Below are 13,044 nucleotides of genomic sequence, written 5' to 3' on the forward strand. Positions count from 1 at the left end.
GAAAAGCGCTTAAGAAACAAGCTAGCACCAATTTTAAATCCGCTGGTCAATCTATCGAATTATAATTCGCTCATTTTTTCAAAAAATACATAGACGTAAAAGAAAGAGGGTTAAGAGATGAAGAATAGTGCTATTGGGAGTAATTGGAAGGATGTCCGATCTCAACTCTTTACCAAGGAGGAAATCCTTGAAAGTGATATGCGAGTGGCTATCATGAGTGAGCTGATTGAAGCCAGGCATGAGCAAGGAATCAGTCAGAAAAAGCTAGAAGAACTTAGTGGAGTAAGCCAGCCTGTCATAGCTAGGATGGAAACAGGCAAGACTAGTCCTCAGTTGGACACAGTCTTAAAAGTCCTAGCCNNGGAAACTAGCCGTAGGCTGTACTTGAGTACGGCAAGGAGACGTTGACGCGGTTTGAAGAGATTTTCGAAGAGTATTATAGTCTTTTCTAATAACAAGCCATAGTCACTTATAAGAATTACTAATAAAGCGTTTGAAGAGCATAACTGAAATAAAGCTATAAAACACGCTATACAAAGGATTTGAGGCATTTGTCTCAGGTCTTTTTCTTTTGTTTAAAACAGATATATAGTTTCAAACTATATCAAAGCCTAATTTTTTACAATTATACAGATGATTTCTTTTCTGTTAAGATAGTTTCAACAACAAATTTTGGAGGACACATCATGTCAACTACAATCATCGGTTTCCCTCGTTTGGGCGAATTCCGCGAATTAAAATTTACAACTGAAAAATACTTTAGAAAAGAAATCACAGAAGAAGAACTCTTGGCAGCCGCAAAAGACTTGCGTGCTAAACACTGGAACATCGTCAAAGAAAAAGGCATCACTGAAATCCCATCAAATGACTTTTCTCACTATGACAACTTCCTAGATGCAGCTTTCCTTTTCAACGTGGTACCTGCTTCAGTTCAAAACTTGGACTTGTCTGACCTTGAGCGCTACTTCGCTTTGGGACGTGGTTATCAAGGAGAAAAAGGGGACGTTCGCGCCCTTCCAATGAAAAAATGGTTCAACACCAACTACCACTACATCGTTCCTAAGTTTGAAAAAGAAACTCAAGTCAAACTTGCAGGTCACAAGATTTTCGATGAGTTCCAAGAAGCAAAAGAACTTGGATTGAACACTCGTCCAGTTCTTGTAGGTCCATTCACTTTCCTTCAATTGTCAGACTTTGAAGAAGGTGTGAAGGCAGAAGACTTCGTAGATAGCTTAGTGGCTGCTTACCAAGAAGTTTTTGCTAAATTGGCAGAACTTGGTGCAACTCGCATCCAATTGGATGAAGCGGCTCTTGTGAAAGATTTGACTGCCGAAGAAAAAGTCCTCTTCTTGAATCTCTACAACAAACTCTTGGCTGACAAAAAAGGTCTTGAAGTCTTGCTTCAAACTTACTTCGGTGATGTTCGTGACGTCTACGCTGACCTTGTGAAATTGCCAGTAGATGCTATCGGTCTTGATTTCGTTGAAGGTAAGAAAACTCTTGAATTGGTTAAAGGTGGTTTCCCAGCTGACAAGACTCTTTATGCAGGTATTGTCAATGGTAAAAACATCTGGCGTAACAACTACGAAAAGAGCTTGGCTGTTCTTGAGCAAATCCCAGCTGACAACATTGTCTTGACAAGCTCATGCTCACTTCTTCATGTGCCATTTACAACAGCTAACGAAGAATTTGAACCAGCTATCTTGAACTACTTTGCTTTTGCAGTTGAAAAATTGGATGAAATCCGTGACTTGGATGCTATTCGCAATGGTCAAGGTGAAGAAGCACTTGCAGCCAACAAAGAACTCTTTGCGACTGAACGTGTGGGTGAAAATGCTGAACTCCGTGCGCGCATCGCTGGTTTGACAGACGCAGACTACACTCGTTTGCCAGCATTTGCAGAACGTGAAGCTATCCAAGAAGAAGCTTTCAAACTTCCAGCTCTTCCAACAACAACTATCGGTTCATTCCCTCAAACTAAAGAAGTTCGTGCTAAACGTTTGGCTTACCGTAAAGGTGAATTGTCTCAAGAAGAGTACGATGCTTTCCTTGCTGAAACGATCGATGAATGGATCAAATGGCAAGAAGATATTGACTTTGATGTCCTTGTTCACGGTGAATTTGAGCGTAATGACATGGTTGAGTACTTCGGTCAAAACTTGTCAGGTTACCTCTTCTCTAAAAATGGTTGGGTACAATCATACGGTATGCGTGGGGTGAAACCACCAATCATCTGGGGTGATGTCACTCGTCTTAACCCTATCACTGTTAAATGGTCTAGCTATGCACAAAGCCGTACAAACAAACCTGTTAAAGGTATGTTGACTGGACCTGTTACCATCCTCAACTGGTCATTCCCACGTGAAGACATCTCTATCAAGGATTCTACTCTTCAAATCGCTCTTGCTATCAAGGATGAAGTACTTGACCTTGAAGCTGCTGGCGTGAAGATCATCCAAATCGACGAGGCTGCTCTTCGTGAGAAATTGCCACTCCGTCGTAGCGACTGGTACGAAGACTACCTTGACTGGGCAATTCCTGCCTTCCGCTTGGTACACTCAACAGTAGCGTCAGATACACAAATCCACACTCACATGTGTTACTCAGAATTTACAGATATCATCCCAGCTATCGACAACATGGATGCAGACGTTATCTCATTTGAAGCTAGCCGTTCAAACCTTGAAATCTTGGACGAACTCAAAGCGAAAAACTTCCAAACAGAAGTGGGACCTGGGGTTTACGATATCCACTCACCTCGTGTGCCAAATGAAGGCGAAATCGACAATACAATCGAAGCTATCCTTGCTAAAGTGCCAAGCAAGAAAGTTTGGATCAACCCAGACTGTGGTTTGAAAACACGTGGTATTCCAGAAACAAAAGAAAGCTTGATCCGCCTTGTTGAAGCAGCGAAAGCTGCGCGTGAGAAATTGTAAGATTAGATTTCTCAAGAAGCGCTGTTTGGTCAATCTGCCTGTTTCACTTGGATTCTAGGAATCCAGCTAACGAAAAAAATTAACTAGAAAAGGATAATGACTATGTCACGCCAAACACCGTCACTCTCATTTGAAGTGTTCCCTCCCAACCCAGCCGTGGGTAATGGTAACATTATTTCAGCCTTGCAGGATATGCAGGAGTTGGCTCCCCATTTTATCAGTGTAACTGCCAGCAATAATAAATTTAATATCAAGGAAACGACGGTTCGTTTGGCTGATTTTATCCAAAATGACTTGGCGATTCCGACCATTGCTCACTTGCCAGCCATCTATTTGACTAAGGACAAGGTTGCTGAAACCATTGCAGACTTGGACAAGGTTGGGGTGCAGAAAATCTTGGCTCTTCGTGGGGATATTATTCCAGATGTGGAACCACAAAAGGATTTTCGCTACGCAACGGACTTGATTGAGTTCATCAAGGAACAAGCCCCTCACTTTGATATTGTTGGCGCTTGCTATCCAGAAGGCCATCCAGATTCACCAAATCAGATTTCAGATATTCAAAATCTTAAGAAGAAAGTAGATGCAGGTTGTTCGAGCCTCGTAACTCAGCTTTTCTTTGACAATGAGCGTTTCTATGATTTTCAAGACAAGTGCATCTTGGCTGGGATTGATGTTCCCATTCATGCAGGAATTATGCCAATTCTGAATCGAAATCAGGCTCTCCGCCTCTTGAAGACTTGTGAGAATATCCATCTTCCACGCAAATTTAAAGCCATCTTAGACAAGTATGAGCATGACCCTGAGTCGCTCAGAGCAGCAGGACTTGCCTATGCAGTGGACCAAATCGTGGACTTGGTAACTCAGGATGTGGCTGGTGTGCATCTTTACACCATGAACAATGCTGAAACAGCAAAATACATTCATCAAGCAACCCATGCTTTGTTTAATCACCAGTCTCTAGGATAATAAAAAGAAAACCATTCTTCTCAAGTGAGGGGAATGGTTCCTTTTTAATGGTAAAGACCGCACTTTTTAAGAAAAATATGATAAAATAGACTCTGTACGTACTTGATACAAAGATGAGGGTATTAAAGTTTTAAAGGCTTTTTCAAATGTGATTGGAGCGACACGAGCGAGTCAAATCGATATTATTTGACGAGAGAGTTAGTAAAGCATTTAGCTAATCGCCCGATAGCGATTAGCGTGAAAGGTTTAGATACTTTAGTATCAAACCTTTCTAATGATTTGTATCTTGAAAACTGAACACGCCTACAACTCTGTGGAAAAAGATAAATCTGCCTAGGAGCAGTCGCTCCGTCGTTCGATTTCCTACTTTCCTTTGAGTTGCTTGACGGCTTGGTATCTTGAGAATTGAATTTTGGCCTCATTTCTTAGGAAAAAAGATAAGCTTCCTAGCACTCATTGAGTGCGGCGTCATCTTCCTATTTTTCTACAGAAATGTTCGGCAAGCCGAACCGTCCAAAATATCTTGTGTAACTGAACACGCCTACAACTCTGTGGAAAAAGATAAATCTGCCTAGGAGCAGTCGCTCTGTCGTTCGATTTCCTATTTTCCTTTGAGTTGCTTGACGGCTTAGTATCTTGATCTTTGTAGGCAAGGCGTATAATTTCATCAATCCAAAGGGGATTAAAATGACAAAACAAGTGTTTCAAACGACTTTTGCGGGTCGTGAGTTAATTGTAGAGACTGGTCAGGTTGCTAAGCAAGCAAATGGCGCAGTTGTCGTACGTTACGGTGAGTCAACTGTCTTGACTGCTGCCGTTATGTCTAAGAAGATGGCAACTGGGGATTTCTTCCCTCTCCAAGTCAACTATGAAGAAAAAATGTATGCGGCTGGGAAGTTTCCTGGTGGCTTTATGAAACGTGAAGGACGTCCTTCAACGGATGCGACTTTGACAGCGCGTTTGATTGACCGTCCAATTCGTCCTATGTTTGCGGAAGGTTTCCGTAATGAAGTACAAGTGATTAACACCGTGCTTTCTTATGATGAAAATGCTTCTGCACCAATGGCAGCTATGTTTGGTTCATCCTTGGCACTTTCTATCTCGGATATTCCATTCGACGGACCAATCGCTGGGGTACAGGTGGGCTATGTAGATGGCCAAATCATCATTAACCCTACGCAAGAACAAGCAGAGCAATCTCTCCTTGAATTGACAGTAGCTGGTACCAAACACGCCATCAACATGGTAGAGTCTGGTGCTAAAGAATTGTCAGAAGAAATCATGTTGGAAGCCCTTCTTAAAGGACACGAAGCAGTTAAAGAATTGATTGCCTTCCAAGAAGAAATTGTTACAGCTGTTGGTAAAGAAAAAGCAGAAGTGGAATTGCTTCATGTGGACGCTGACTTGCAAGCTGAAATCATCGCAGCCTACAACAGTGACCTCCAAAAAGCGGTCCAAGTAGAAGAAAAATTGGCTCGTGAAGCTGCAACTCAAGCAGTGAAGGACCAAGTAACTGCTGTGTATGAAGAAAAATATGCAGACCACGAAGAATTTGACCGTATCATGCGTGATGTGGCTGAAATCTTGGAACAAATGGAACACGCTGAAGTGCGCCGTTTGATCACAGAAGATAAGGTTCGTCCTGACGGCCGTAAGGTTGATGAAATCCGTCCTTTGGATGCGGTTGTTGACTTCCTTCCTCGTGTGCACGGCTCTGGTCTCTTCACTCGTGGACAAACTCAGGCTCTTTCAGTCTTGACCTTGGCTCCGATGGGTGAAACTCAAATCATTGATGGTTTGGATCCAGAGTACAAGAAACGCTTTATGCACCACTATAACTTCCCACAATACTCTGTAGGGGAAACTGGTCGTTACGGTGCGCCAGGTCGTCGTGAAATCGGTCACGGTGCTCTTGGTGAGCGTGCTCTTGCTCAAGTCTTGCCAAGTTTGGAAGAATTCCCATATGCTATCCGCTTGGTAGCTGAGGTCTTGGAATCAAATGGTTCTTCATCTCAGGCTTCTATCTGTGCGGGAACGCTTGCCCTTATGGCTGGTGGTGTGCCAATCAAGGCGCCAGTAGCAGGGATTGCCATGGGTCTCATCTCAGATGGAAACAACTATACAGTCTTGACAGATATCCAAGGTTTGGAAGACCACTTTGGAGACATGGACTTCAAGGTTGCAGGAACTCGTGACGGAATTACAGCCCTTCAAATGGATATCAAGATCCAAGGGATTACTGCAGAAATCTTGACTGAGGCTCTTGCCCAAGCCAAGAAAGCGCGTTTTGAAATCCTTGATGTGATTGAAGCAACCATTCCAGAAGTTCGTCCAGAATTAGCTCCAACTGCTCCGAAAATTGATACAATCAAGATTGATGTGGACAAGATCAAGATTGTTATCGGTAAAGGTGGAGAAACTATCGACAAGATTATCTCTGAAACAGGCGTTAAGATTGATATCGACGAAGAAGGAAATGTGTCTATCTACTCTAGCGACCAAGATGCGATTAACCGTGCTAAAGAAATCATTGCTGGTTTGGTTCGTGAAGCTAAGGTGGATGAAGTTTACCATGCTAAGGTTGTTCGTATCGAGAAATTTGGTGCTTTTGTTAACCTCTTTGACAAGACAGATGCCCTTGTTCATATCTCTGAGATGGCTTGGACGCGTACCAATAATGTCGAAGACTTGGTAGCAATCGGGGATGAAGTTGATGTTAAGGTTATCAAGATTGATGAAAAAGGACGTGTGGATGCTTCTATGAAAGCCCTTCTTCCTCGTCCTCCAAAACCTGAACGTGATGAAAAAGGTGAAAAATCAGAGCGTCCTCATCGCCCACGTCATCACAAGGATCACAAACCTAAGAAAGAATTTACAGAAACACCAAAAGATTCAGAATAAGAAAAGGAGAAATGTATGGGATGGTGGCGCGAAACCATTGATATCGTAAAAGAAAATGATCCAGCGGCCCGCACCACTTTGGAGGTTTTGCTGACTTATCCAGGTGTCAAGGCCTTGGCGGCCCACCGTCTCTCGCATTTTCTCTGGAAGCATGGCTTCAAACTCCTGGCTCGTATGCACAGTCAGTTTTGGCGCTTTTGGACTCAGATTGAGATTCATCCAGGTGCTCAGATCGATTCAGGTGTCTTTATCGACCACGGTTCAGGCTTGGTGATTGGAGAAACAGCGATTGTTGAAAAAGGCGTTCTTCTCTATCACGGGGTGACTCTTGGTGGAACAGGGAAGGATGTTGGCAAACGCCATCCGACTGTGCGTAAAGGAGCTCTCATATCGGCCCATGCCCAAGTTATCGGACCAGTGGAAATCGGCGAAAATGCTAAGGTCGGTGCTGCAGCAGTTGTTGTAGCAGACGTACCTAGTGATGTGACGGTTGTCGGTATTCCTGCTAAGATTGTCCGTGTACATGGTAAGAAGGATGAGCCGGTCATTCACGAAGTCGAAGAAAAACGAGAGTACTACGTCAATAAGCTCGAGCAGGCTAAAGATGTAAGTCACAGATCGTCTGGGCTATAATTTATGATGATTCTTTTATCTATTAACATTTTTTAAAAGATGATATTCGACTGAGTAGGTCGTAAAGCAAAAGGGCGACTGTCAGCCCTTTTCTTGCATTTATTTGATTCTTCTTTTACTTTTTAGAAAGGAGCAAGGGATTCCGAAGTGTAGAGATATTCGGACTGAAATTCAATTGAACTCTTAGTGATGAAACTAACTGTTCTTGGATTTTGGCTTTCCTGACTATTATTTTATGATTAAAATCTATGACACTATGTCTCGTGATTTGCGAGAATTTGTCCCGATTGAGGACGGCAAAGTCAAGATGTATGTTTGTGGGCCAACCGTGTATAACTATATCCACGTGGGGAATGCCCGTTCAACGGTGGCTTTTGATACCATTCGTCGCTATTTTGAGTATCGTGGTTATGAGGTTGCCTATATTTCCAATTTTACAGATGTGGATGATAAGATTATCAACCGTGCCAAGGAAGAAGGCATTACGCCTCAGGAGGTTGCGGACAAGTACATCGCTGCCTTTCGTGAGGATGTGACAGCCTTGGGCGTCAAACCTGCGACCCGCCATCCTCGTGTGGTGGAGTTTATGGCTGACATCATCCGTTTTGTGGAAGAGTTGATTGAAAAAGGCTTTGCCTACGAGAGTCAAGGAGATGTCTATTTCCGTGTGGAAAAATCTCACAACTATGCCAAATTGGCTAATAAAACCTTGGAAGACTTGGAGCTAGGTGCTTCAGGTCGTACCGATGAAGAAACGGCTCGTAAGGAAAATCCTGTAGACTTTGCTCTATGGAAAGCTGCTAAACCAGGCGAGATTTCTTGGGACAGTCCTTGGGGACCTGGTCGTCCGGGCTGGCATATCGAGTGTTCGGTTATGTCAACAGAGATTTTGGGCGATACTATTGATATCCACGGTGGTGGAGCCGATCTCGAGTTTCCTCATCACACCAACGAAATTGCCCAGTCAGAAGCCAAAACAGGCAAGACCTTTGCCAACTACTGGATGCACAATGGCTTTGTCAATATCGATAATGTCAAGATGTCCAAGTCCTTGGGCAACTTTATCACTGTTCATGATGCCCTCAAAACTCTTGATGGTCAAGTGCTTCGTTTCTTCTTTGCGACTCAGCATTACCGCAAGCCTATCAACTTTACGGAAAAAGCAGTGCGTGATGCTGAGACCAATCTCAAGTATCTTAAAAATACTTACGAGAAACCGTTTACTGGAACTGTAGATGCTCAAGAGTTACAGGCCTTTAAAGATAAGTTTGTAGCAGCAATGGATGAGGATTTCAACTCTGCCAATGGCATCACAGTCGTCTTTGAAATGGCCAAGTGGATCAATTCCGGCAACTATGATGCAAGTGTCAAGCAAGCTCTTGCGGATATGTTGGAAGTTTTTGGAATTGTCTTTGTTGAGGAAGTTTTGGACGCTGAGATCGAATCCTTGATTCAAAAACGCCAAGAAGCGCGTGCCAATCGTGACTTTGCGACAGCGGACCAGATCCGTGACCAATTGGCTGCTCAAGGAATTAAGCTCCTTGACACCAAGGATGGAGTGAGGTGGACACGTGATTGATGTCAATCTCATTAACGGGATTGCGTTAGCTTTTGAGGGGGACGCGGTGTATTCTATGTATATTCGTCGTCACCTCATTTTAAAAGGTATGACCAAACCCAATAAACTCCATCAAGAAGCGACCAAGTATGTCTCAGCCAAAGCTCAGGCTCGCCTGATTTCTCTCATGTTGGAGGAACAAGTTTTAACGGAAAAAGAAGAAGAAATTTATAAACGTGGTCGCAATACCAATAGTCACACCAAGGCTAAAAATGCCGATGTGGTGACTTACCGTATGTCCACAGGTTTTGAAGCCGTGATAGGCTATCTCCATATGACTGAAAATCTAGAACGTCTTGAGAGCTTGATTTCGTGGTGCATCCAAAAAGTGGAGGGCTAGGACATGATGGCAAAAGAACTACAAGACTGGTTTCCTGAAGCTCAGATTTCAGACCAACCAGTAGAGAAAGAGGGTTATCTCACTCTTCCTTTAGCTTCTCAACAGTGGATTTTGCTGGAGGAAGCTGGGCTCAGTGAGCGTGAAAAGCAGTTGGTTGCTCTTTTGACCCAGCAGGAGCAGGCTCGTTCGCTCAATCCTTGGTATTCTTATCTGATTGAGGGGAAGGGACAGGCACCACAAACTTTTAAAAAGATTCAGTTGGTTTATTGTCATCTTTCCTATTTTCAGCAGGAAAATCTAGCTTCTTGGCTAGATATGATGCGGACTCTTTTTCCCAACTGTCAGACGGTGATTCAGGTCGGAGCTCAGGATTATGTTTTCGTGCTGCAACAAGACAAATACACCTCTGTACGAGCTATTTTAAGTGATACGATTGAAGCGGTTGAGTATGACTTTGGACTTCGTCTCTCTATCATGTTGGGTCAGGTTTGGTCTCAGGCAGGCCATCAAGCCCTATCAGACTTAATCAAAGCAGAGCGAGATTTGTTTAAGACTTGGTGGCGTCAGGGTCACCAAGGTGTTCATACTTTTTCTCAGCTCTATCTTTGGAGTATGGGAGAAAGACTCGTGGACTTGAAGGCAATCAAGGAATGCCTGCACCAGATGATTTTGGATCAAGATCAGATTCAGGAAATCATTCTCTCCCTTTGGGAAAACAGTGCTGTCCTAACAAAAACAGCCCAGCAACTCTATCTGCATCGCAATTCTCTCCAATACAAGATTGATAAATGGGAAGAATTGACAGGGCTACAATTGAAGGAGTTGACTGACCTGACCCTGTGTTATCAGTTGATTTTAGGTTCTTTGTCGACTATAGTTGGTTTGTAAAGAAGTTCATATTTGGAGAAGAGGATTACCATCTTCTCCATTTTTATGTGCAGAGTTATAGTGGATTGAGGCTGGGAAAGTACACTGTGACTGCTAAAACATTCCTAGAAGTTGCTTTGATTTTCCTAATCTATTCATGCAAAATTTATGTTATTTCACTATAGTTGTTTGATTTTTGTTTAGCATTAGAAGATTGAAAATCAATGAATAAATCTACCAGCAGATGACTCAAAACGTCCTTTTGAAGCTGTAGGTAAGGCAAAGTTGACGTAGTTTGAAGAGGTTTTCGAATAGTAGGAACATCCAATTTTGGTGTATTTACTTATGGAGTTTTTCCTAGTGATACTTATATCTAGACACAAAGCTATAGCTTGAGAGCTAGTCATTTTCAGATAAGATTTAACTCTTCCTAATACTGGGTTTTATTTGCTTTTCAGAGTCCTTTTCTACTAGAAACTGGAATGTATCCTATTTATAGTAGTAATCGCTAGAAATATGGTAGAATCAAAAAAAGAATCAGCTGCTTTTTTATGTAAATTTCAACCTGTGAAGTCTAAAAATTTTTAACTTTCTCCTTTCTTTTCCGAATAAATAGATAGTAGCAGTGAATCTAGCAAACCTAGATTAAAAAATGTGCTATAATAGAAGGAGGAAAAGGATGATTCTAAGACATCCGGGCATCAGCCCAACTAATGACTTGGTTGCTAAGAAAATCTTTAGCAATCCAGAAATCACTTGTCAATTTATTCGCGATATGCTGGACTTGCCAGCAAAAAATGTAACTATTTTGGAGGGAAGTAATATTCATGTCTTGCCCTCCCTGCCTTACTCAGCGCAGGATTTTTATACCAGTATAGACGTCTTGGCGGAGTTGGATAATGGAACCCAAGTAATCATTGAAATTCAGGTACATCATCAGAATTTTTTCATCAATCGCCTGTGGGCTTACCTTTGCAGTCAGGTCAATCAAAACCTAGAAAAAATTCGTCAACGTGAAGGTGATACTCACCAGAGCTATAAACACATCGCACCAGTATACGCTATCGCAATTGTAGATAGCAATTATTTCTCAGATGACCTGGCTTTTCATAGCTTTAGCATGCGAGAGGACACTACAGGTGAGGTTTTAACCATCACCAATAACGGTCAAGAAAACCATCTGGTTAAGATGGCGTTCTTGGAATTAAAAAAATATAGAGAAACCAGCAAAGACGAGGTTCGCAAGCCGTGGTTGGAGTTTTTCGGGAATAAACCCTTTACCCAGCACCCCGAGCGAGCCATCAGCCAGGCAGACCAACTGCTGGACTACAAGAGCTGGTCCGAGGAGGACAGGAGAATGTTTAGTGAACAACGCAGACGCGAAGAACAAGCCTTGTTAGCGCATGACTATGCCTTGGAACAAGCTGAGGAAAAAGGGTTGGAACGTGGTCGTGCAGAGGGTTTAGAACGTGGACGAGCTGAGGGAGTTGAACAGGGATTGGAGCGCGGGAAAGTTGAAGGAAGGGAAGAAGGAAAACTTTTTGCCTTTCTGGATATGGTTCGTCAAGGTCTTCTAACACCTGAGGTTGCGAGTGAGCAATCAGGCATGACCGTGGCTGAGTTTGAAGAACTATTGAAAGAGCATCATAAATAAGATCTAACAAATATAGAGAAACCAGCAAGGATAGCGTTCGCAAGCCGTGGTTGGAGTTTTTCGGGAACAAACCCTTTACCCAGCGCCCCGAGCGAGCCATCAGCCAAGCAGACCAACTGCTGGACTACAAGAGCTGGTCCGAGGAGGACAGGAAAATGTTTAGTCAACTACGTATGCGCGAAGAACAAGCCTTGTTAGCACAGGACTATGCCTTGGAACAAGCTGAAGAAAAAGGTTTAGAGCGAGGTCTTGAACGTGGTCGTGCTGAAGGTTTAGAGCGTGGTCTTGAACGTGGTCGCGCAGAGGGTTTAGAGCGTGGACGAGCTGAGGGAGTTGAACAAGGACTTGAACGTGGGAAAGTTGAAGGAAGTTTGTTCATGCTACTAAATCTAGTCCGTCAAGGTATTCTAACTTCCGAGATTGCCAGTAAGCAGTTGGGTATGACTGTCGCTGAATTTGAGTCACTATTGAAAGATTATCATAAATAAGATCTAACAAATACAGAGAAACCAGCAAAGATAGCATTCGCAAACCATGGTTGGAGTTTTTCGGTAACAAACCTTTTACCCAGCAACCTGAGCGAGCCATCAGCCAGGCAGACCAACTGCTGGACTACAAGAGCTGGTCCGAGGAGGACAGGAGAATGTTTAGTGAACAACGCAGACGCGAAGAACAAGCCTTGTTAGCGCATGACTATGCCTTGGAAACAGCTAGGGCGGAAGGCATTGAACAGGGGTTGGAACGTGGTCGAGCTGAGGGGATTGAACAAGGCATCGAAAAAGGTTTAGAACAAGGACTTGAACGTGGGAAACTCTTTGCCTTCCTGGATATGGTCAATCAAGGTCTTCTGGCACCTGAGGTTGCCAGTCAGCAACTGGGTATGACTATCGCTGAGTTTGAGGCGCTTTTGTAAGTTAGGGGATGTATCTAGCTTTTCTCTTAAAATCTTATCAGAGTGCTAGGAAACTTACATCATATTTCACGATTTTCAGCAGAATGGTTCTGCTGATTTTATATAGAAAAAATGGCGGATTTTATCTTTCTATAGATAGGGTCTGTTTTTTATTTATATTAAATTTAAAATATTATCCATAATAAGCTTGATAGATAAGGGTATGCATATATA

The 13,044-nt window shown here is 42.9% G+C and carries 9 protein-coding genes and 2 pseudogenes; all 11 read left to right on the plus strand.

Features of this window, described 5'->3' with window-relative positions:
* Positions 1-117: 117 nt before the first annotated feature.
* A complete protein-coding gene (locus HT730_RS00875; protein WP_173306520.1) occupies positions 118-408 on the plus strand; it encodes a helix-turn-helix domain-containing protein in 291 nt (96 codons plus the stop codon).
* A 278-nt stretch (positions 409-686) separates the two neighbouring features.
* A complete protein-coding gene (metE, locus tag HT730_RS00880; protein ID WP_173306521.1) occupies positions 687-2,936 on the plus strand; it encodes a 5-methyltetrahydropteroyltriglutamate--homocysteine S-methyltransferase in 2,250 nt (749 codons plus the stop codon).
* Positions 2,937-3,038: 102 nt separating this feature from the next.
* Complete coding sequence (metF, locus tag HT730_RS00885; RefSeq protein ID WP_138700519.1) at positions 3,039-3,905, plus strand: methylenetetrahydrofolate reductase [NAD(P)H]; 867 nt, start codon at positions 3,039-3,041, stop codon at positions 3,903-3,905.
* Positions 3,906-4,592: 687 nt separating this feature from the next.
* Positions 4,593-6,806: a polyribonucleotide nucleotidyltransferase gene (gene pnp, locus HT730_RS00890; RefSeq protein ID WP_173306522.1), complete on the plus strand. Its 2,214-nt coding sequence runs from the start codon at positions 4,593-4,595 to the stop codon at positions 6,804-6,806.
* Positions 6,807-6,821: 15 nt separating this feature from the next.
* Positions 6,822-7,439, plus strand: coding sequence for a serine O-acetyltransferase (cysE, locus tag HT730_RS00895; RefSeq protein WP_000539978.1), 618 nt, complete (start codon positions 6,822-6,824; stop codon positions 7,437-7,439).
* A gap of 235 nt (positions 7,440-7,674) precedes the next feature.
* Positions 7,675-9,018, plus strand: a complete 1,344-nt coding sequence (gene cysS, locus HT730_RS00900) for a cysteine--tRNA ligase (RefSeq protein WP_173306526.1) — start codon at positions 7,675-7,677, stop codon at positions 9,016-9,018.
* Complete coding sequence (locus HT730_RS00905) at positions 9,011-9,397, plus strand: Mini-ribonuclease 3 (protein WP_050111512.1); 387 nt, start codon at positions 9,011-9,013, stop codon at positions 9,395-9,397. Before cysS ends, HT730_RS00905 begins: the two co-directional genes overlap by 8 nt.
* A 3-nt stretch (positions 9,398-9,400) precedes the next feature.
* A complete protein-coding gene (locus tag HT730_RS00910; protein WP_173306523.1) occupies positions 9,401-10,285 on the plus strand; it encodes a PucR family transcriptional regulator in 885 nt (294 codons plus the stop codon).
* Between the two features lie 658 nt (positions 10,286-10,943).
* The gene (locus tag HT730_RS00915) at positions 10,944-11,918 is read left to right on the plus strand and encodes an Rpn family recombination-promoting nuclease/putative transposase (protein ID WP_050260956.1); all 975 of its coding nucleotides are present in this window, start codon (positions 10,944-10,946) and stop codon (positions 11,916-11,918) included.
* An 8-nt stretch (positions 11,919-11,926) separates the two neighbouring features.
* A pseudogene (locus HT730_RS00920) lies at positions 11,927-12,406 on the plus strand (hypothetical protein); the annotation flags it as partial.
* An 8-nt stretch (positions 12,407-12,414) separates the two neighbouring features.
* Positions 12,415-12,831, plus strand: a pseudogene (locus HT730_RS00925) (hypothetical protein); the annotation flags it as partial.
* Positions 12,832-13,044: the final 213 nt, after the last annotated feature.

Origin of the sequence: Streptococcus sp. k-628 (assembly GCF_013277475.1) — a bacterium.
GTDB lineage: Bacteria > Bacillota > Bacilli > Lactobacillales > Streptococcaceae > Streptococcus.

Bases quoted from the DNA above. Each gene is read 5' to 3' on its own strand.
- cysS (WP_173306526.1), top strand. From the start codon at position 7,675: ATGATTAAAATCTATGACACTATGTCTCGTGATTTGCGAGAATTTGTC.
- metE (WP_173306521.1), top strand. From the start codon at position 687: ATGTCAACTACAATCATCGGTTTCCCTCGTTTGGGCGAATTCCGCGAA.
- HT730_RS00915 (WP_050260956.1), top strand. From the start codon at position 10,944: ATGATTCTAAGACATCCGGGCATCAGCCCAACTAATGACTTGGTTGCT.
- metF (WP_138700519.1), top strand. From the start codon at position 3,039: ATGTCACGCCAAACACCGTCACTCTCATTTGAAGTGTTCCCTCCCAAC.
- cysE (WP_000539978.1), top strand. From the start codon at position 6,822: ATGGGATGGTGGCGCGAAACCATTGATATCGTAAAAGAAAATGATCCA.
- pnp (WP_173306522.1), top strand. From the start codon at position 4,593: ATGACAAAACAAGTGTTTCAAACGACTTTTGCGGGTCGTGAGTTAATT.
- HT730_RS00910 (WP_173306523.1), top strand. From the start codon at position 9,401: ATGATGGCAAAAGAACTACAAGACTGGTTTCCTGAAGCTCAGATTTCA.